The organism is Bacteroides cellulolyticus (assembly GCF_025567135.1).
Taxonomy (GTDB): Bacteria; Bacteroidota; Bacteroidia; order Bacteroidales; family Bacteroidaceae; genus Phocaeicola; species Phocaeicola cellulolyticus.
Genome location: NZ_JAOQJJ010000001.1, coordinates 440,236 through 461,209, shown reverse-complemented (window position 1 = coordinate 461,209; position 20,974 = coordinate 440,236). Strand labels below are relative to the sequence as shown.

The following is a 20,974-nucleotide window of genomic DNA, read 5'->3' as shown; positions in this document are numbered from 1 at the left end:
GTCAGTCCGTTTTCTCCGGCGAGGTGCTTGCGACGGAAACCTAAGGCTGTGACACCAAGTGAGTCCTCATGAAAGGCTACTATGTTTTCCGGTCTTCCCCCCTTGAGATATGGCACGAACTCGAAACCGTCATAGCGTACAAATCCTGCAAGGGTACCTATCCAGATGTACCCCTTTCTGTCCTGATGGATGCACTCGGTGAGCATTTGTGGAAGACCATCCTGCGTGGTGTAGCGGCGGAAAGCGTATTTCGAGGTAATGGCTGTAGTATCATGTGTGTTACATAGCACGGATGTAGGGAGCAGTAGGTCTAGTGCGAAGAACAGGCAAGCGAATAAGTGACATATGTTTTCTTTCCGTAACATGGCGTTTTAGATAAGATTTCTTTTTGCAAATATATACCTTTTCTCTTATTAATCCAATGCAGCAATTGGGTGGAAAAGTAAAATTGTGGTTCATGCTTTCTGTCGTACTGTTCGTGTAAACAATGTATATGTTCGTGTAAAGTAGGTTTGTAACCTGTTGCAGATAAGTGTATTAAATCTTATCTTTAAAGAAAAACGAAGTATGTTTCCGAACATTATTTTATTGTATTAACCTAATATTATATGTTATGAAAACGAGATTCTTCTACTTGGCAATGTGCATCTTCGCAGTCCTCTTTCTGATGACGGCTTGCGATAAGGAAGACCAGCCATCCATCGGTCAGACACAGCTTGCGGCTCCGGTGGTTACGGTTAAAATTGATGTTCACGCAAAGACCATCGTGGTGTCATGGCAGGCGGTGGAGAATGCTGACAACTACCACTACAAGATTTCCGGCGACGAAACCCTGTACAAAACCGGGGAGACGCGCCTCGAACTCCAGCCGTACAGTAAATTCGAGGGAGGCAGCCACTCCATCACGGTGCAGGCGGTCAGCAACGCCCAGCCCGATTTGTTCAGCCCTTCGGAGTGGGGCAAGGCAGACTTCACCGTGGAAAGCACGAAGCTGCAGGCACCCGAAGCACTGAATGCCGATGTGAATAAGGAGAGCTGCACCGTGACCGTCACGTGGGCACCCGTCGCGAATGCCGTTTCCTACCTCTACAAGATAGACGACGGGGAGGAAGTGCCCGTTGACGAACCCGAAATCAGCTTCAGCCTCTTCGACTACGCTCCGGGCGAGCACAGTGTGAGCGTCAAGGCACTGGCTGAAGGAGACGCTCCGACCGGACGCAGCGCAAGCGTCAAGGCGGTGACAGCGGTGGCATCGTCAGACTGGAGCGAGGTGTACACCTTCACCATCACCGACGAGCCGCTGCCCGGCATGCTGGGCAACAAGCCGCTCGACCATGCACGCTTGGGCGACTTCTACCTCAACGACGGCTCCCTGCTGCGTGGCGACAGCGAGCTGAGTAAGGAACTGGCGGATGCCTGCATCGGCATCGTGTTCTACGCCGGAAGGCATGAGACCGACCGCTCCGACTATACCCAACCGCTCACCGAAGGCGGTCCCGTGCTGGGCAGCACCGTCCACGGCTATGTCGTATCGCTGACGCATGTACCGAACCAGACGAACTTCGACAACCCCGGTGGATACGGGGTAAATGAATTTGGAATAAAATCCAGGATGTGCAACGCTGTGACAGACGATGGTAATACAGACGTGGATACGAGAACGGAGCATCGCTATACGCATATGGGTACCATCGATAGCGAGGAAGATTTCAACGGTTATTACAACTGCATGGCTATGCTGAAGCATGAAGCCACACGCCGTCCTTGTTGTTTACACCCAGCCTTGGAAGCTGCCATCAACTATGGTAAAAAGAACTGTGGCTGGGAACAAAGTCTGGATGGCAGTGCATGGGTTTGGACTAGAATAGAAGTCGGTGACATTTACAACTGGCAACTTTCGCTCGCGGCTCCTCAGAATAGCAGCGGATGGTTCCTGCCATCTTACGGACAAATGTCTTGCGTCGGCGTACCCCGTTTTGAACCCGCTAAATCAAGATTTATGGAGGGACAATTCGAGAAAGTCAAGAATACGACCACACGAGAAGAATTGAAAGAACATATACGTGTGGTTGGTGAAGATATTCCTAATGAATATGACGATTTTGATAGACGTTACCTTCACACCTCATCTGATAAAGTGGACAATAATGGGAATCCCATCCCGCGCTATTTTGGATATACTAATACTGCGGGCTACTATGTACGTCCTGTTCTGGCTTTCTGATAATGGTTGTTCAAAAATATCGCAAATGCTAAAAATATGAAGATGTATCCTATACTATTGTTGACAGCCTGTCTCTCCGCCGGATGCGGAGGGACAGGAGTAAGCGGAAACGCTGCCGAGGGGACAAACCTTTCCGGTACGGACGAGCGCAAGCCCACCGCTACCGTGTGCAATGAGACAAGGACGGTCAGCCTGAAGGACCCCTACATGCAGAACGCCCAAGTGCTTACCATCGAGTGTCTGCCCGGCTGGCAACTGGTGGGCAAGGTGGACTTGGAGGACTTCCAGCAGGCCAACGGCACTCCCAACGCCCAAATCAAAGGAAGCGACGGAGCCAGGCAACTGGGCTTCTACACCGAAATGGCCCGTTCCTACTACGACGAGAACGACGGTGTGGCTACCGGACAACGCCACCCCCTGCTGCGCAGCATGAAGTGGCCATATACCACCGCCGAGGACTACCTGCAATACGTGGTGAAGACGCAGTTCCCCGATGCACGGTCCATCGAACTGAAGGATGTGCAGACTTACGACAAACTGCCGGACGCGATGAGACAATACGCTGACAAATACGGCCAAATACTCCTGCGGAATTTCCAACAGGGTCTGGCCAACTCGGCAATGGGCAGCAGCTTTACCCAGATACGCGGTGCCAAAGCAGATGCGGCGGCCATTGTCTGTGTCATTAAGCTGGAAGATGGCAAGGAGGTGTACCACGTGGCGACGGCCTGCTTCTTCATCCTCGACGTGAGGATGCCTTACGGCACAATGCGCACCATCGACCGCCGTCTATGGAACGTACTTGAACTGACCACCTTCACGGCTGCCGACGAAAAGAGCCTGGACGTGGCCGGCACCGAAGCCTCGCGCATGAAAGGGTCAATTCAGCTCAATCCCCAGTATTCGCAAGCCATCGTTTCCATGCAGCAGGCGGGCATCGAGCAAATCAAGCAGAATGTGCGGGCGGGCATCATCCGCAATCAGCAGCAGGCCGCCCGCATCAGCGAGCAGCTCCGGCAGAATGCCGCCGAAATCAGCGACATACAGATGTCCATGTACGAGAGCACCAGTGCCATGCAGGACCGCGTGACGCAACTGCACAGCGAGGCCATACGGGGCGTGAACCCTTACGTGAGCAGCGACGGCACGGTGGTGGACATTCCCATCGGCAGCGGCACGCAGGTGTGGAGCACTTCGGACGCGGGTACTATCCTCTCGTCGGACAGCTACTTCTTCAATCCCAACATCGGGTCAACCATTGAGTACCAGCAGATGCAACTGCTGCGCTGACGGCATGGAACCGGATGACACTTGTTTAACCCTTAAATAATAACGAATTATGAGACGAATGATTATGTGGGCCATCGGCCTGTTAGTGATGGTATCGGCAGCCAATGCCCAGTTAAAAAAGGGAGACCTCATCGTAGGAGGAAACATCGGTTTGACGTTGGACATCGGTAGTACGGAAGTTGTAAGCGGATGGGGAGTAGTTAGAAGCAGTACGGACGTAGATGTGACATTTTCTCTTTCTCCGGGTGTCAACTATATGCTTACTGACAATTGGTATGTAGGTGGAGAATTAGGATTGTCAGTTGCACCTGGTGGAGCAAGCATATTTGCCATAGGGCCTTGTGGAGGTTATTACGTTCCGTTCAACAAGACGATTGGAATGATGAATACTCTAAGTATGGGGTTCGGAGTAGCCGAAAATGCATTTGCTTTCTCATTTGGATATACACCTGGACTGCTTATTTCCCTTTCCAGTAAGACATATCTTACTACGTCACTTGGGGCATTGGGATATAACTCCGGACAGAAATCCTTCTCCATTAATTTGCTGAGGGGAGCTTCGTTAGGATTTGTCTATGTGTTCTGATTATGAAAGCCAATTCATTTCCCTCGATATAATCAAACCTGTAGTTCAGGAATAGTATTAAGGTGTAAAGAGCGGTAACAAAGCCTCGATTTCTATCTTTTCAATTCCTCTCTGTTGCGGTTTTTCCGTCATGGAGAGGATTTTTTATAGAAAATAAATTTTATTATTGTCTGAATGTATAATATGTCGTGCTTTTGACTAATTTTGTTGACGATGATTTCAATCTTGGTATTAACATAAAAATTATACGGATATGAATAACGAATTTTTGGAGATTATAAAGACTCGTCGCAGTTGCCGTCAGTATAAGGCTGAGCAGATTACTGACGAAGAATTGAAAGCAGTGTTGGAAGCCGGTACATACGCGCCTACATCAAGAGGCATGCAGTCGCCTTACATTGTAGCTGTGCAGAATGATGATATAAGAAAGAAATTGGCTGGAATGAATGCCCGTGTGATGGGGGTTACCACTAACCCATATTATGATGCACCTACATACGTCCTAGTATTTACTCCTGCAAATGCCAATAATCCTATACAGGATGGTAGTTGCGTATTGGAGAATATGATGCTTGCTGCCCACGCAATAGGGCTTGCAAGTTGTTGGATTCATAGGGAAAGGGAAATGTTTTCTACGGATGAAGGAAAGAAACTGATGGAAAGTTTCGGATTGCCTGAAGGACTTGTTGGAATTGGAGCTCTTGCCTTAGGATATCCTGCAAAATCGGCTGATGCTCCTAAGCCCCGTAAAGTGGATTACTACAGGGTTATAAAGTGATACACTATAAGATATAATAAAAGCCATGGCTGAATCAATGTCTGATTATGCCATGGCTTTGTTGTTTTTATAAATTAACGTCAGCCATCTCGCCTCCTTTTTTCGCTCTGTATGTATCTTTAGGTTCTATAAATGATGTAAACTCAACTTGTATATATTCACTGGTCTTCGTGAATTCAATTTCACCAATTTTTTCTCCTTTGCTATTTTTTATAACATCTGATGGAATTTTAGTGAATGTTCCGTTCCATTCTACGATTGGAACATTTAATCTTGAATTTGCTGCTGCCCAATCTTCATACGTACAATTAAAGGTATATCCGGAACTATTCTTTGATATTGTTATTTTTGTTTCTCCTGTATCTTCTGAACCACCGATATATAAACCTGTTATATCATCGTCTTCTGTTACTTCTTCTGTGCTACAACCTACAAAGCCTGCTGCCATGGCCAAACATAACACTAAATAAAAAGCTCTGCTTTTGATTGATTCGATTAATGTTCTTGTTTTCATAAGATTTGTGTTTTTAACTGTTATCATGATACAAAATTAAGTTATATATATGAACAAAAAAAGAGACTGCCGGGGAAAATTGCAGTCTCTTGTTCTTTAGGGACAAACTCTTTTGTCTCTCTGACTTACTTGCTTTCACAAGCTTGAAGTCAGGATATATAAATCTATTACTATGAAAAACATGCGAATATAACCATATTCCGTGATATATGCATTATAAAAGCTCGGAAAACTGCCTTAAATTAACAGTAATTATATCAAAATGTTATTTCTTACACAAATCTTTATAATCACAGTACTGACATTTTTCTTCAATTTCTGTTTGAGAGAAACTTGTTTCAGGATTGAAAATCTCCTCTAAAAGAATGTTAAGACCATTACGGAATTCATCTTCGTGGATGCTGAAATCATCTACATCTTCTTTTTTTCGGGCTTCTCCCATTTGAACCACCGGTGAGTAGTTTTCCGATGCCGCCTTGTGTATATATAGCAGAGAAGGAGCAACCTTTAACGGATTGTTTTTCTCTCTCAGTTTCTTGCAGACGATTGATGCGTACATAAATGTCTGGAATATGTAGTTAGATCTTTTCTTGTCTTGGATGAACAGTGACTTTACGTCAGGTGGACACTGTGCGTCACCGCCAGTTTTGTAGTCCACTATTCGCAAAGTATTGTCTTTAGTATCCATACGGTCTATTATACCACCAATTCTGGATTTGATTACGCCTTTCGGAGTTTTGATATCAATTTCTTCATCTACGAATTTCTCTGAAGCAGTAAATGTGAAAGGAGCATATCTCAGGTCATTTCTTAACAGCTGTTTTATGTATCTCAGAATTACTGCAGAATTTATGAGCTGTAATCCGTTGTACTCGGGACGTTCTGTCAAAGGTATATTGAAGAACAGTTCCTTAAAACCGTTGTCAACATATTCCTGAAGTTTTACATCGTTTTGCAAAAGCTTTTCAAGAGAGTTGCAATCTATCACTTTGCCGTGCGTCGTGAGGTCTTTGTATATATGCTCGGCAGCATAGTGGAATATGCTTCCGAATTTTGCAGAATCTATCTCTGCACTTACTTCGTCAGGTGCGGTCAGCAATGCTACGTATTTGTAATAGAATTTCAGATTGCAGTCTATATATGTATTGAGTGCAGAAGGTGACAGAAGGGCCTTTTTATTTACTCTAATATCAAAATTGCTCTGCATTCGCTTCATTATCTCCGGAGTCTTCTTGATTTCAATCTTTTCGGTACCCTGTGGTGATTGGGCGGCCTCCAGCCTTTCACGTTTGATGTCGAATCCCCATTCGATGAGGAACTGGAGCATGAAGCGTGACATCTCTCCTCGGTTTATTCCGTCGCTTGATGTGTTGAAAAGAAGGGTTACCTTTTCAGCTCTTTGCAGCAGTCTGTAGAAGTAATATGCAAAAACGGCTATCTTATGGTCTATAGTAGTCATACCGAAAGCCTTTCTGATATTATATGGGATGAACGAGGCATCGCTTCCGCTTTTAGGCAGTTGTCCTTCGTTCACCGAAAGCATTACTACGTTTCTGAAGTCAAGATTTCGTGTTTCAAGTACTCCCATCACCTGCATACCGATTGCCGGCTCGCCGTGGAACGGAATGTTGGCCGACTGTATGACGCGTGAGAGCAGACGCTTGAATGTACTTTGGTTCACATCAAGGTCGCCCTCTTCTATAAGAGAGTTAAAACGGTTTACCATGGTATATGCTTTGAACAACGCTTCGCGATACAGCTGGTCAAGAGCTGTATCCATAGTAGCTGATTTCTTCTGATATACGGCTGCTACCTGTTTCAGTACTGTAGAAATCATCTGACAGATAGCATGGTTACTGTTGCAAGGCGTGAATATGGTTTCTGTAGTTTCGTCCTTTTTCAGTTCCGAAGGAAGGGGGTAGAAGCGGTTGTCGTGGATAAGAGATTTCTCCAGCTTCTCTGCTTCCTCGCTCAGGAGTTGTGTGTATGGATGTTTAAGCACACTCAAAACTTCGGCAAAAAGGAATCTGCCGTTTGACGGATTGTAGCCTGAGGTGTGAAGCTCAACAAGTGAGTTGATAAAGCTGCACGCAGGAGTCTGTGACAATGGAAATCCCATTGTGATATTGATATGACGTATATTTTCTGGCAGAGAATGCAGCACCGGCTGTAGTAAAGATTCGTTACACAATACTACCGCTGTTTCCTTTTCTTCCTCTGTCAGGTTTGTTCTTATCCATTGCGGAAGATACCTTGCCTGTCCGTTTTCGGTAGGCGATTCAATATATGTAATATCTTTCGGGGAGTTCAGATTGTTGAATACAGATGGTGGAAGTTCCGATGGGAAATCCCTTAGGTTGCGCTTTATGAATTCGCCTGCCTCGTGAGGATGCTTGTTGAGATAGAAATTGTCGTAATCCCAATAGAACATAGCCTTTCCAGCCTTATTCAGTTTGCTGAACAGAGTATGTTCCACCTTATTCAGCACGTTGAATCCTACGAAGACATATCTGTCGTAAGGGAGTTTGTCAATATCCATAGACTCCGTTACTTCCCTGTACATCATACCTTCGTAAGCTATACCCTGTTCGCTGAGTACGGCTCTGAATTCAGTATATATTTCTCCCAATACGTCCCAGATGTTGATGAATCGCTGTTTCAGTTCGGTAACCTTGTCGATGGAGAAATTCTTGAAGAACTGGCTTAATGCTTCCTTCTGTCCTTCTTCCAGAAATTCGTACCCGTTGTCGCTAAGTTCGTTCAGGTCCTTGATATTGCGGAACATGGCTTCAGTGTCCACCATATTCTTGTCCGCATCGTCAAAGTCACTTATAAGAAGTTCACCCCAAAAGTAGAAATCATCAAGCGATTCCTTGCTGCCTGTTATATTGACAAACACTTTATAGAGTTCGCATACAAGTTTTACGGGATCACCAATCTGAAGGTCTGATACCTTGCGGAACAGTTCGCCTATACTTATGTATGCCGGCGACCATATCGGTCTGTCTGTTTCCGATGCCAGATATTCGTTGAAGAACAGGCCGGCTCTCTTGTTAGGGAAGACAATGGCCGTACGGGCAAAGTCGCCGTTTGTCTTCGTATATAAATCGTGAGCTACAAGCTTTAGAAAAGTTTCCATTTCTTTTTAAATAAATCGTTACACATTCTCCAGTTCGCCGGAGTAAACATACCATATATAGCCTTTAATGTCGGTATATCCCATTTCCGATAGCAAGGACATATACTCTCTGACTTGTGTGGAGTATTCCGGCTTTTTCTTTCCGAACTTGAAATCTACCACAACTACCTCGTTTCCCTTCATCATAACTCGGTCCGGACGTCGGGTCTGCATCTTTCCCTGTTCATCATTATAGATTATGGAACATTCGTTATACAATGTCCATTCTCCACTATACCAGTCCTTCACTTCATCAAGGTTCAAAGCTCTTTCTGCTATCTCATATATCTCTTGGGCTTTCTCTGCCGATTCTATTACACCTTCAAACAGAAGTCTTTCTATGGCGGCAGTCAAATCTTCCTTCGTATCGATAGATGCAAAAAGAGTATGTAGCAGCTGTCCCTGTCTGATATATTGCGAACGAAGATTTTCTTCTTCATCCTCATCGCCTCTGATGAAGTCGGCCGAGCGGTTGGACTGCTTGAAGTCAATCTCCGTTTCAAGTGATTCAATCTTTATGTTTACAGCCTCAGGAATGGCTACAAGTCTGTTAGTTGAATCAGATTTCTTCTTCTCACTGCTTATGCAGATTTCTCCGTATTCATATACGATAGGTTCGTCGTTTTCTTCCTTATCCTCTTCGTATTCTTCATTAAGTTCAGGCATGTTGCATGTCATTTTTATTTCTTTCATGCAGTCTATTGATTCTCTTAGCAGTTTTGATACGGTATCTTTCTGCTCGTCCTTGCACCACACTATCAGGTTCTTGCATGCTCGGGTGAATGCCACGTACAGCAGGTTCAGATTATCTACCCACAGTTGCAGACGTTCTTCTCTGTAGCTATCGCTGAAATAAGACTCAGCCATGGCAGACGAATAGTTCACAGGAGTAAGGTCAAGTTCGCAGAACGGTTTCTTGTCGGCATCCGCTTCGTTTATCTTGCACCATAACATGTGGTTGAAAGTTTCATTCTCCATCTTCCAGTCGCAGAACGGTAGCAGCACGGTGTGATACTCCAGACCTTTCGATTTGTGGATTGAAAGGATTCTGATACCTGATATTTCACCGGACGGGATAGTCTTTGCATAAAGAGTATCGTTCCAGTATGTCAGGAATGAGGTCAGTTCCGAAGAATTGTTCTGCATATATTCAGTCACCGCATCATAGAAGGCACAGAGATAGGCATCCTGCTCTTCTATCATATCCATACGGAAAATCACGAACAGTTTCTCAAGAAGCTCATACAACGGCATAAGACTCATCTCCGGCAGCATAAGACGGAACTCGGCAGGAAGATAATCCTCAACGCTATTTAGGAGCACAGTATTATAGTCAACATCTTTTTTGAGGATTTCCTTCTGATAAGCTACAGCCAGTCTTGCACAGGCTATTCTGTCAGTAGGTTCGGATATATACCTCAGTCCGTCGATGAGCATACACACCGCAAGCGAAGCGTCAAGCCGGAAAGCCTCGTCCGAAACAACGCGGTATGGAGTATTCTTGTCGAAGTAATCGGCTATGGCAGGTATGCTTTTGTTCTTTCTTACCAGGATGGCAATGTCATTCACTCTGACACCTCTCTTGACTAGTGAGTCAACCTCCTCTGCCAGCAGTTCCATAGTGGTATCGGTGTATGGATGTTCCTCGCTGTTTTTCAGGAATGATAGTTTGATATATCCTTCCTTCGTATCCTTTGATGTTTTCTGGCGGACATCGCTGTACGCGTCAAGCAGTTGTGTACAGTCTTCGCCCTCATCAGCCTTGTATCTTTCGTTCAGAACCTTACAGGCAGATGTAAATATATCATTGTTGAATGCTATTATATTGGCTTCACTTCGCCAGTTTGTATCCAGAGTTTTCGAGTTCAGGCGGAAACTTCTGTCCTTGTCCAGTCCGGCAAGAATCTTCCAGTCGCCGTTTCTCCAACGGTAGATACTTTGCTTTATGTCGCCCACTATCATACTGCCTTCCTTCTGTGCGAGACTTTCCTCAAGCAGAAGATGGAAGTTTTCCCATTGCATACGCGATGTGTCCTGAAACTCGTCTATCATCACGGTGTCTATTGTAGTACCTATTTTCTCATATACGAAAGAGGCGTCACCTTCTCTGATGATACTGTGGAGCAGCGCGTTGGTATCCGAAAGCAGAAAACGGTTATGACTAAGGTTCTGTTCCCTTACCTCGCTGTCTATACGCATGAGCAATTGCAGATTGTTGAGATATCGGAGCGACATGTCGCACGAGTTCAGAACCTTGTTGCTTGACATTCTTGTACTCTCCGCGTCATTAAGTACCTGTATCAGCACTTGGTTTGCAAGTGAGATAATGGTATCCTTGTATGGCGAGATCTTGGTAGTCCAGTTTTCCGCACCTTCCAGACATTTTTCTACTGTGGAATTTCGTACATCATTACTCAGTTTCCCGGATGCAATCTTGTTGAAATAGCTTCCTATGCCCCTGGCGCCGTTTTTCAAGTCGGCAGGTGTAAGCCCGTTGGCATTCAGAATTTCCTGAAAGTGTTCGTTGAATCCCTTCATTGTATCGAGTATGGATTCACGTTTCTCCTGGAGTTTTTTCCTGTATTGCGGAATAAACTTAGTGTCCTTCAGCTTCTCACGTAATGCCACGCCTTTTTCTATATATGCCTCGTCAAAGATATTGCGACCGAAACCTTTAATTTCGGAAGATACATTCCATCTTTTGTCGTCGGCTATTCTTTCTTCTATATATTCAAGCAGCCAGTAGAGGGTAGGCGACATGCGGTCCAGTTTCTCAATCATACTATCTACGGCATCACTCAACACATCGCCGTTATTCAGTTCTATGGTCATATTGGCGCCGAGCTCAAGCTCGCGTGCAAGATTCCTCATCACCGACTGGAAGAACGAGTCGATAGTCTCTATTCTGAAACGGCTGTAATCGTGGATTATATTCTTCAGTGCAGTGTCAGCAGCTTTCCTTATTTCGTCAACGCTTTTATTTGAGGTCTTCATTATCTCTTTCAGATAGCCGTCCGAGGATTTAAGCGAAGTAGCGATACCGTACAGCTGACTGAGGATTCTTTCCTTCATCTCTGTAGTAGCCTTGTTGGTGAAAGTTACTGCCAGAATACGTCTGTATGAGTATGGGTCTTCTATCAGTTGCCTGATATATTGCACTGCCAGGGTGAAAGTCTTTCCCGAGCCTGCCGAAGCCTTATATACTAATAGTCTTGGGTCCTGTTCCATATAGAATGGTTATTGTTGTAAAATTTTTTCAGCTATTTCCATATATCTTATTATGTCCGTAGTGAGTTCCTTGACATACTCTCTCGAACGTTTATGTCCGAGGCGAACCACTATGGCATTCTTCGAAGGTATGGCTATGATATATTGTCCCAGCATACCTCTGAAGTACGGACATTTCTCTCCTATGTAGTCCATAATCCATGTCTGGTACCCATAATATGAAAGCGGGTCTTTGCCCCACTGGTCTTTCAGATATGATGCCGGTGTCATGGCCTCTTCAATATATTCCTTGCTGACCAGTTGCCTTCCGTTCCAGTTTCCTTTGTTCAGCATCAGACGTCCGAATCTTGCAGCATCCCTTGCTGTAGTGTGGAAGCAACAGAACGATTTCTCATCGCCGCCTTTTTTGTCGAGTAACCAAAAAGCATCCTGTCCCGCCATCATCGGTTGCCAGAGCTTCTTCTCTGCATATTGGCTGATGGTTTCGCCAGTTGCCGCTTCAAGTACAAATGACAGCAGTTGTGTCTCACCGCTTCTGTAGGAATACTGAACTCCCGGAGTATCTACTATATCAAGGCCCATGATTAGTTCGTAGAGGTCGTTGCCGTAATATCCGTGCGTGGTTACAGAGAAAAGTGAAGCGTAGGCTTCGTCCCAGTCCATTCCGGCGCTCATTGTAAGCAGGTTTCTGATAGTGATATCCTTTTGCCTTCCACGGCTGTATTCAGGTATATATTTCACTACCTTATCGTCCACACTGCCTATTTTGCCCTCGTCTATGGCTATTCCAACAAGTAGTCCCACTATGCTTTTAGTGGCAGAAAACAGGTTTGAAGTCAGAGTGTCGTTCCATCCTCCGCGATAAGTCTCGTACAGAATACTGTCATTTTTTATTACCAAGAAAGACACCGTTTTCATATCGTCTATGTACGCCGAATCCTCCTTTGAGAGCTGGAAAGAATTGTAATCCTCCGAGACAGCCCATTCCCAACAGGAATCGGGTGCATGAACAGTGGCATGTTCGAAAATACCTAGGTCGTCAATAGTGGGAAACCAGTGGATCAGTGCCTTTTTGGCATAGAAAGGCAGGCACAGATACGCTATAATTATGGCAATAGGTATCGCTATGAGAATTTTTTTCCCTGTTTTCATAATTTTTTTTGTTTATGATCGAACAAAAGCTATAGTTCCTCTGTTATATATTTTGAAAGTTATACAAAAGCTTAATATTCTTGTTTGGTTTTATGTTGGAGTTATGTTTTTAATTCCTCATTGATTAAAAGTCCGTCAGTGTTTGTGAAAATGCTGACGGATTTTCTTTTTATGGTTTTATTCTTGTGAAAGAATATTCATATACTCCTCATACGAAATGTATCTGCCACCCATCGATTTCAGGTGTGGAGTCTCGAACTGACAGTCTATCATCAGTCCGCCTCTCTCTTCAAGGAACCATGCCAGATGTATAAGAGCAAGTTTTGAGGCACTTGGAACGAGCGAGAACATACTCTCACCGAAAAAGCATTTACCTAATGCCACACCATAAAGTCCGCCTACAAGCCTGTCATTCTCCCATACCTCAACACTGGCTGCAAACTGCTGTTCATGCAGTCTGATGTACGCTTCCGTCATTTCCGGACCAAGCCATGCACCTTCTTCATCCTCACGCAGCTTTCCGCAGTGGCGTATCACATCCTCAAAAGCCTCGTTAATGCTTATTCTGTATTTGTCTTTGTTTATCAATGTACGCATGGAGTGCGACACATGTATCTCCGAAGGGAAGATGACAAATCTCTGCATCGGACACCACCATTCTATAACCTGTCTCTTGAAGGCATACCACGGGAATATTCCGTAAGAGTATGCCAGCAGCAGTCTGTCGATTGATAAATCACCGCCTATGGCAAGCAGTCCGTCCGGCTCTCCCAAATGAGGGTCCGGAAAGGCTAGTCTTTTACTTAACTTGAATACCATGCCTTATCACTTTTTCAGGGTTATGGCAGGAATATTATTCTCTATGCCGACAAGAGCATGACCACCGTTCTTCAGTTTGCCGAAAAGCATTTCCTTGACGAACAGCGGTTTCAGGTGATGACCTATAACTCTGTCCATTTCGCGTGCACCGTATTCCTTGGTTATACTCTTCTTCAGCAACCATTCCTTGGCATCAGCACCTATTTCCATAGTTACCTTGTTTGCCTCAAGTTTTACGCTGAATTCCCTCAGTTTCTTTTCGAGGATGAGCTGAGCCATGTTGCTGTCCATATCGTTGAACACCACAGTGGCAGAGAGTCTGTTCAGGAACTCTGGTTTGAATGTCTTCTTAACCTGTTTCAGCATGGAATCTCCTGCAGTGGCCTGTCCCTTGAATCCAATCGAAGCTTGATGTGCATACTGTGCTCCTGCATTCGATGTCATAATCAGAATCAAATGTCGGCAGTCCGACTTGCGCCCCTTGTTGTCGGTAAGCACGGCATAGTCCATCACCTGCAACAGTATGTTGAATATGTCCGGATGAGCTTTTTCTATTTCGTCAAGCAGCAGAACACAGTTTGGAGTCTTGCGTATGGCATCTGTCAGAAGTCCGCCTTCCTCATAACCCACATATCCGGCAGGCGAGCCGATAAGTTTCGCCACAGTATGTTTCTCCGAATATTCACTCATATCGAAACGTACCAGACCTATACCAAGTTCGGCAGCAAGGACTTTTGCAATTTCTGTCTTACCAACGCCTGTAGGACCTACAAACAGCAGACTTGCTATAGGCTTGTTGTCATCGTTTAGTCCGGCCTTCGACATCATAACTGCTTCCGTCACTTGAGTGATAGCCTGATCCTGTCCGTAGATAAGCGCTTTCATCTTGGCTGGCAGATGCTCAAGCTCTGTATTATCTTCCTTGGCAGTGATGGATTCTATCTTGCACATTCTTGCAAGGATGTCTGAAATAAGTTCTTTTGTAACGATATTTTTATCTTTCCCGTCGTTGTGTATTTCCCTGTATGCACCAGCCTCGTCTATCAGGTCGATAGCCTTATCGGGTAGGAACTTATCTTTGATGTATTTGTCACTCATGCTTACGGCATACTCAATCACTCCCTTACGATACTTCACGTTGTGGAAAGTTTCGTATCCCTTTATAAGTCCCTTTATAATCTTGACTGTATCGTCGATGCTTGGTTCGAGAATATCTATCTGCTGGAAACGTCTTACCATTCCCTTACTACCGGCAAAGTATTTGTTATACTCTTCATAAGTAGTAGAACCGATGAATTTTATTTTACCTCCTTCAAGGTATGGTTTAAGCATATTCGATGCGTCCAACGATCCGTCGCTGGTTCTTCCTGCACCAATAAGATTATGTATTTCGTCAATGTAAATTATAGCATTTCCCTCTTTTTCGGCACCAAGCATAATACCTTTCAGTCTTTTCTCAAACTCACCACGGTACTGTGTTCCGGCTATGATACCGCCAAGGTCGAGCTCATATATGCGATAACCTTGAAGTTTTTCAGGGACGTTACCTTTCTCTATTCTTTCTGCAAGACCATAAATGAGAGAAGTCTTTCCCACACCCGATTCGCCTATATGCAAAGGATTGTTCTTCTCCTTTCGGCACAGAACGCGGATAGTCTTTTCAAGTTCTTCTTCTCTTCCTATAAGAGGGTTGTGGCTTTCCAGATTGTCGTTTATGCAAGTTACGAAGTTCTTCCATGTCTCGTTCTTCTCATAGCCGTGTTCATGATCGAGAATGTCATCGTAGTCATAGCTGTATTCATCAATGAGCATGCTTGTGAACTCGGCAATATCATCTTTCAAGGTATTTTTCAGGATATATGCTGCCCAGGAGTCTGTCAGTTCAAGCATACCCTGTACCAAGTGTGGAACATCTATCTCGTTGGCTCCAGAGAATGTGACAATCATATGTGCCTTTATGAAAATCTCTGCCATTTGAGTAGAGTTTTCCGGCTCGTATTGTGTACCTTCTGGCAAGACCTCGAATTTTGTGTTCAGAACTTCCTTTACATTTTTCTCCAGCTTGTTTATGTTGCAAGCCATGTCCTCAAGTGCATATACGAATTCATCCTGTTGCATTAGGGCATACAACAGGTGCTCAGGAGTAACAAATTCGTGTCTCCTGAACTTGGCTTCCGTATGTGCAACTTCCAATGCTTTATTTACGTGTTTAGTATATTTCAAGTCCATATTTTCTGTTGTGAATGTTAGGCCTGCTTGTCCTCAGGCAGTACTGTAAGTTTTAGTGGAAATCCTTCTTCACGTGCCATGTCCGTAGCTTTTCTCACCTTAGACAGCGCAATGTCGTAGCTGTAAATGCCCACAACTGCAGAACCGCTTTTGTGAACACTCATCATCAGTACCTCAGCTTCATTTTCCGATTTGAAGAATACTGTAGTCAGAATCTTTACCACGAAATCCATGGTTGTGAAGTCATCGTTATAGATAACTACTTTATAACGTCTCGGCTCTTTCAGGCTGACACGTCCTTTTTCCTTTATGTTTGTCTGTTGTTTTCCCATAATGAGAACAAAAATAATGAAAAAATATGTATTACTCAAGTTTGCAAACTTCAAAAATGATGTTTCTGTGTATGGGGTATGAAATGTTTTTCACGGTAAATAATTCTTGTAAACGGTTTGAGATATTCTGTAAATATAGTTTGTATTTATAGAAAATAATTTGACGGAATATTTTTTGTCAGCGTAATTATGGGATGTTCAAAAGGTGTTGGCATCCTGTTTGGTAGAAAGCCAATAAGTTTTAAGAACATTTCATATAAAGTACTATGATTAATTGAAAAAGGTTATATCTGCATTCACTTGGTTAACATAAGATTAAGCTTATCGCCAATTCTGTTATAACTTTCATTGAGTAGGTCTATAAAGTTTGTATATTTAAGAGGATACTTTCCTGCGTATTCCTGATAGAATTTGGATATGGCTTTCATAAGTTCGTCATATCCGATTTCTTTCGCGATGTAGTCTAATACCAAGGGACCTTTTCTGTAAACAATCGTATTGTTGTTATTTTCTACAATATTTACAATTGCCTCGTCTTGTGGAGTCCCTTTGATTTTATTATACTCCGATCTGCATTTTTCAATTTGTGTCATATATGATTCAGAACCATAGAATTGACGGATAAACATTAATGTCATAAACTCATTTAATGACTCCTTGATGAAATAAGCACCAGGCTCACCATCGTTAATAAGGAGAGTCCATTCACCTAACCATCTGTGTCCGATTTCATGTACCAGCGGGTAAATGTCAGGATATGTAGAGAATTTTTCCTGTGAAGCGGAGATGAATCCGATGTTGTATCTGTTGCTGAATCCTTTTCCATTGTGGAACAGATAGGTTGGTATTGCCATTACGTTTCTTTCTTTTGAGATATAATTTTCACCATAAATTCTGCTGAAAAAATCAATGCTTGCCTTTGTCAGCTGAAGCAGTTCTTTGTAACGCTTATCACTGCATTCCATATCCTTTATCTGATAAATGAAGATTTCATTAGGAATAAGTTCCCTGGTCTGTTTATAAGCATCGTTCTGGATGAAAGCCAGTGTTAGTGATTGGGATAATATATTTTGCAGTTTGCCGTTATATTCTTTGGAATGATCAGATTTCAGGGGATAGGAGCATATTAGTGAAATAGAATCAGGTGTTTCAACATTCATAGTAACATCCATATATGTGTTCGGAACATGCGGATAGTAGTATTCTCCGAAACTAGTTTCCCAAAGTTCAGCGTTCCCTTCTCCATATATGAAAAATGCTGACAAGTTAGTGTAACTATAATCCATCTTAACTTGTACTGTCTGTGCTTCTCTTTTGTGGAAAACAATATTCTTTGATTTGAGGTTATATTCATATTCAAACTCTTTATCGTCAATCCTCAGATTGTCTATTGAAAACTCCTGACCACCGCCAAAATTCATGCTTACACTGTCTGCCTCCTGGAAATTTAATGAGAAGGAGCATCTGATATGTAGATTGCAGGCTTCCTGGTTTATTTTGTTGATGTGAAGTCTGTAATTTGTTATCTCATCTGCCATTGATATATGACTAGTTGTTAAAACCAGTGTTGTGATGAAAATAATTATTCTTATTCCAAGTTTTTTATTTTTCATATTATGTCAGGCAGCCTATTCCTTTTTGTGGATAATGTTGTTGTTATAAATGCTAAAAGCAAAGTTAGAAAAAGAAATATATAAAACAATTTTTTCAAATGGAATAAAAGGCTTTAGAAGTCTTGAATGGTGAATTTTCTGAAACTAATAGACGAAATTTCTATTTATAATATTACATTTGAGAGTTTTTACAGAAATACTTTATATGAGGTCGATTAATTTACATTTGGCTTTCATCTTAGGCATAATTAGATCAAGTTGTGAAATTGCTGAAAAAGAAATAGATGGAATTAATGAATGAGTAATTTTAGCGCTTTTGTAATTATGTATAATAGAAGAATTATAATATGCACTTTGAAATCATTCATGAATGACAGGCTTCAGCTTTCGCTTGATGGATATGATATCTTCAACAAGAACAAGGTGCGCAGTGGGGCACGTCTGAATGATATTATCATGAACAGTATTAGTAAGGAAGATACTCGGAAAATCGGTATTACTGTTACTTACAGATTCCGCACTAACGCACAATGAATAACCGTAGTGCAGCTGAAAATGAAATGTCACGACTGAATATGGATAGTCAGTAATGGCAGGCTATCAAGTTTATGGTTTAATGAATTTAATGAGGTAATGTACATTCATTTTTTAGTTTCAAGCGTCATAAAAAAACGTGGGCAAGTTTTAAGTCAAATTTGCCCACATTTTTTTTATAGGCTTTGTGAGGCTTTTTTTAAAAGGATATAATTACATGTTGGAGTATAAAAAAATCTCTAATTTCTTTTGAAAGTAAAATTAAATCCATATATTTGTGATATCAAAATAATATCACTTAATCTTATAATTATGGACACAAGAGAATTAGTTTACAAAGGTTTTAAGATGAATGGCTTTTTAGCCTTGTTTTTACATTTGGTAGTGCTTACAGGAGCTGCAGTTGCTTGCTTCCTTCCAGGGCTTATAGCTTTGTATATAGTAGGTGCATTGTGTATTTTGGTATGGTTGATATTTTGGAGCGGATATATGCAGTTGGAACCTAATGAGGCCAGGGTGATGGTCTTCTTCGGAAAGTATAAAGGAACATTCAAGGAAACTGGATTCTTTTGGGTGAACCCTTTTATGGATAAGAAGAAACTTTCTTTGCGTGCAAGAAACCTGGATGTTGAGCCTATAAAGGTGAACGACAAAATTGGTAATCCTGTACTGATAGGTCTTGTACTTGTTTGGAAGGTGAAGGATACTTACAAGGCAATGTTTGAAATTGACTCTCAGACAATAGCTAATACTTCAACTTCTAATGGTAAGGAAGTAACTGTTGGAAGTACTGTGGGCAGCCGCATGAATGCTTTTGAGAATTTTGTACGCATACAGAGTGATGCAGCTTTGCGTCAGGTGGCAGGGCAGTATGCATACGATAATAATGAGTCGGAAGCTGATGAACTGACTCTGCGTTCCGGTGGTGAGGAGATAAATGAACAGTTGGAACAGAAACTGAATGAACGTCTGGCTATGGCGGGAATTGAAATTTTAGAGGCAAGGATAAACTATCTGGCATACGCTCCTGAAATCGCCGCTGTGATGTTGCGTCGCCAGCAGGCATCTGCAATCATCAGTGCGAGGGAAAAGATTGTTGAAGGTGCGGTTTCGATGGTTAAAATGGCTCTTGACAAACTTTCAGATGAAGAAATTGTTGAACTTGACGAAGAACGTAAAGCTGCAATGGTAAGCAATCTGCTGGTTGTCCTTTGTGCTGATGAGGCTGCACAACCTGTGGTTAATACTGGTACATTGCATCATTGATAGATTTGTTTTTCTTTGAATTATATTTACAGTGCTATGTTTAGGATGAAGTCTTTTGATAGGAGAAAGGGATATTATTGTTCTACAAGAGTATCCTCTTTCATACCGATGCTGTTGAGTATAGTAATGACTTTGGTTATTTCGGTTAATGGCTTTGTAAAATTTTTTATACAATCTGTAGAACCGGTTGAAGACGAGATATTGGTTTATGGATTATTACTCTCGCTTTTAGTCCTTTCTATATTGTATTATGCTTATAGATATTTCAAGCCGGTAAAAGAATTCAAATATATTGTCTTGAATAACTTTACAGACCGATTGTACATTAAGAATAGAGTGGTGTGTGCTTTATATCTCTTCGCTTTCTATACTTTAATGATAGTATTGATTCTTTGTGTTTCTTACTATTTTAAATGTGGAGTAACAGGACTTATGGATATGATATTGCGTCTGGTGGCAATTTCAATTCTATTTGGCGCATTTCTATCACTTAATGTATTCAATAATTACTATTCATATTATTCAGGTAAACTGGAATAAACAATATTATGGCCAAAAAAGAAAGTTCGATAAAGAGTTTTGTGCTTCGTGTGGATTCGGAAACTATGGAAGCCATTGAGCAATGGGCTGCGGATGAATTTCGCAGTACCAACGGTCAGCTTCAGTGGATAATCAACGAGGCTTTGCGAAAAAGTGGCCGATTGAAGAAAACACGAAAAGAAAGGGTGACAGACGATGAAAAAGATTAGAATACGTTTCTTTAATATAAATCTTGGGCCATATTCTGTTCAGGGGCAGGATATAAATATCAAATATCATCCTTCCTTGATAGACCGGGTGTTTGAGGTGATTTCGGCACTTATGGTAATAGCGGGATGTGTATATTTTGTGGTAAATAGTGGATTTGAAAACAATAATATGCTGACAGGTTTCCTGGTAAATCTTATTGTTTGTCTGCTGGTATTTACATGTCCCTACACTCCGGTGGAATATATACGTTTTCCCGTGAGAATATCGCGGCAGAATATTGTAAAGCAATATATAATGGCGCTCCGGTTGATGAGGGTTGTAAATATTTTTATCAGCCTGATGCTTGTTTTCAATGCATTGTCCATCAATTTTCCTTGGGCAAATCCTGCTATAGGAATATCTGTAACGGCAATGTTGCTTTCAATAATGGTCTATTATATTTTTGCTATCAGGAACAAATAATTAAAACATAAGTGCTATA

General features: G+C 42.5%; 17 protein-coding genes. 9 read left to right on the top strand and 8 right to left on the bottom strand.

Going from position 1 to position 20,974, the window contains the following annotated elements:
* Positions 1-613 precede the first annotated feature (613 nt).
* The 4 genes from OCV82_RS01990 to OCV82_RS01975 all read left to right on the top strand — a co-directional run bounded on the left by OCV82_RS01990 (position 614) and on the right by OCV82_RS01975 (position 4,878).
* Complete coding sequence (locus OCV82_RS01990) at positions 614-2,224, top strand: hypothetical protein (RefSeq protein ID WP_154042855.1); 1,611 nt, start codon at positions 614-616, stop codon at positions 2,222-2,224.
* Positions 2,225-2,260: 36 nt separating this feature from the next.
* The gene (locus OCV82_RS01985) at positions 2,261-3,514 is read left to right on the top strand and encodes a hypothetical protein (protein ID WP_154042854.1); all 1,254 of its coding nucleotides are present in this window, start codon (positions 2,261-2,263) and stop codon (positions 3,512-3,514) included.
* 49 nt (positions 3,515-3,563) lie between these two features.
* Positions 3,564-4,100 carry a hypothetical protein gene (locus tag OCV82_RS01980; protein ID WP_154042853.1) on the top strand — a complete coding sequence of 179 codons (537 nt, stop codon included), beginning with the start codon at positions 3,564-3,566 and terminating at the stop codon, positions 4,098-4,100.
* Between the two features lie 253 nt (positions 4,101-4,353).
* Positions 4,354-4,878, top strand: coding sequence for a nitroreductase family protein (locus OCV82_RS01975; protein WP_154042852.1), 525 nt, complete (start codon positions 4,354-4,356; stop codon positions 4,876-4,878).
* A gap of 67 nt (positions 4,879-4,945) precedes the next feature.
* Here OCV82_RS01975 and OCV82_RS01970 read toward each other — a convergent pair whose 3' ends face one another.
* The 8 genes from OCV82_RS01970 to OCV82_RS01935 all read right to left on the bottom strand — a co-directional run bounded on the left by OCV82_RS01970 (position 4,946) and on the right by OCV82_RS01935 (position 17,943).
* On the bottom strand, positions 4,946-5,392 hold the full coding sequence (locus tag OCV82_RS01970; RefSeq protein WP_154042851.1) for a hypothetical protein: 447 nt from the start codon (positions 5,390-5,392) through the stop codon (positions 4,946-4,948).
* A 265-nt stretch (positions 5,393-5,657) separates the two neighbouring features.
* Positions 5,658-8,531, bottom strand: coding sequence for a PD-(D/E)XK nuclease family protein (locus OCV82_RS01965; RefSeq protein ID WP_154042850.1), 2,874 nt, complete (start codon positions 8,529-8,531; stop codon positions 5,658-5,660).
* Positions 8,532-8,549: 18 nt separating this feature from the next.
* Positions 8,550-11,798 (bottom strand): UvrD-helicase domain-containing protein, encoded by a 3,249-nt coding sequence (locus OCV82_RS01960; RefSeq protein WP_154042849.1) that lies wholly within the window; start codon positions 11,796-11,798, stop codon positions 8,550-8,552.
* Between the two features lie 9 nt (positions 11,799-11,807).
* Complete coding sequence (locus tag OCV82_RS01955; RefSeq protein WP_154042848.1) at positions 11,808-12,950, bottom strand: serine hydrolase domain-containing protein; 1,143 nt, start codon at positions 12,948-12,950, stop codon at positions 11,808-11,810.
* 177 nt (positions 12,951-13,127) lie between these two features.
* Positions 13,128-13,769 (bottom strand): leucyl/phenylalanyl-tRNA--protein transferase, encoded by a 642-nt coding sequence (gene aat / locus OCV82_RS01950; protein ID WP_154042847.1) that lies wholly within the window; start codon positions 13,767-13,769, stop codon positions 13,128-13,130.
* A gap of 6 nt (positions 13,770-13,775) precedes the next feature.
* Positions 13,776-15,998 (bottom strand): AAA family ATPase, encoded by a 2,223-nt coding sequence (locus tag OCV82_RS01945; RefSeq protein ID WP_154042846.1) that lies wholly within the window; start codon positions 15,996-15,998, stop codon positions 13,776-13,778.
* A 17-nt stretch (positions 15,999-16,015) separates the two neighbouring features.
* On the bottom strand, positions 16,016-16,330 hold the full coding sequence (locus OCV82_RS01940; protein WP_154042845.1) for an ATP-dependent Clp protease adaptor ClpS: 315 nt from the start codon (positions 16,328-16,330) through the stop codon (positions 16,016-16,018).
* A 296-nt stretch (positions 16,331-16,626) separates the two neighbouring features.
* Positions 16,627-17,943: a M1 family aminopeptidase gene (locus tag OCV82_RS01935; RefSeq protein WP_154042844.1), complete on the bottom strand. Its 1,317-nt coding sequence runs from the start codon at positions 17,941-17,943 to the stop codon at positions 16,627-16,629.
* Between the two features lie 297 nt (positions 17,944-18,240).
* Between OCV82_RS01935 and OCV82_RS01930 the strand changes: the two genes are divergently transcribed.
* The 5 genes from OCV82_RS01930 (at position 18,241) to OCV82_RS01910 (ending at position 20,955) form a co-directional block, all read left to right on the top strand.
* Positions 18,241-18,477: an outer membrane beta-barrel family protein gene (locus OCV82_RS01930; protein WP_262542786.1), complete on the top strand. Its 237-nt coding sequence runs from the start codon at positions 18,241-18,243 to the stop codon at positions 18,475-18,477.
* Positions 18,478-18,789: 312 nt separating this feature from the next.
* The gene (locus tag OCV82_RS01925) at positions 18,790-19,743 is read left to right on the top strand and encodes an SPFH domain-containing protein (RefSeq protein ID WP_154042843.1); all 954 of its coding nucleotides are present in this window, start codon (positions 18,790-18,792) and stop codon (positions 19,741-19,743) included.
* A 36-nt stretch (positions 19,744-19,779) separates the two neighbouring features.
* Positions 19,780-20,283: a hypothetical protein gene (locus OCV82_RS01920; RefSeq protein ID WP_154042842.1), complete on the top strand. Its 504-nt coding sequence runs from the start codon at positions 19,780-19,782 to the stop codon at positions 20,281-20,283.
* 8 nt (positions 20,284-20,291) lie between these two features.
* A complete protein-coding gene (locus OCV82_RS01915) occupies positions 20,292-20,492 on the top strand; it encodes an Arc family DNA-binding protein (RefSeq protein WP_154042841.1) in 201 nt (66 codons plus the stop codon).
* Positions 20,479-20,955: a hypothetical protein gene (locus OCV82_RS01910; RefSeq protein ID WP_154042840.1), complete on the top strand. Its 477-nt coding sequence runs from the start codon at positions 20,479-20,481 to the stop codon at positions 20,953-20,955. The genes OCV82_RS01915 and OCV82_RS01910 overlap by 14 nt, the downstream gene beginning before the upstream one ends.
* Positions 20,956-20,974: the final 19 nt, after the last annotated feature.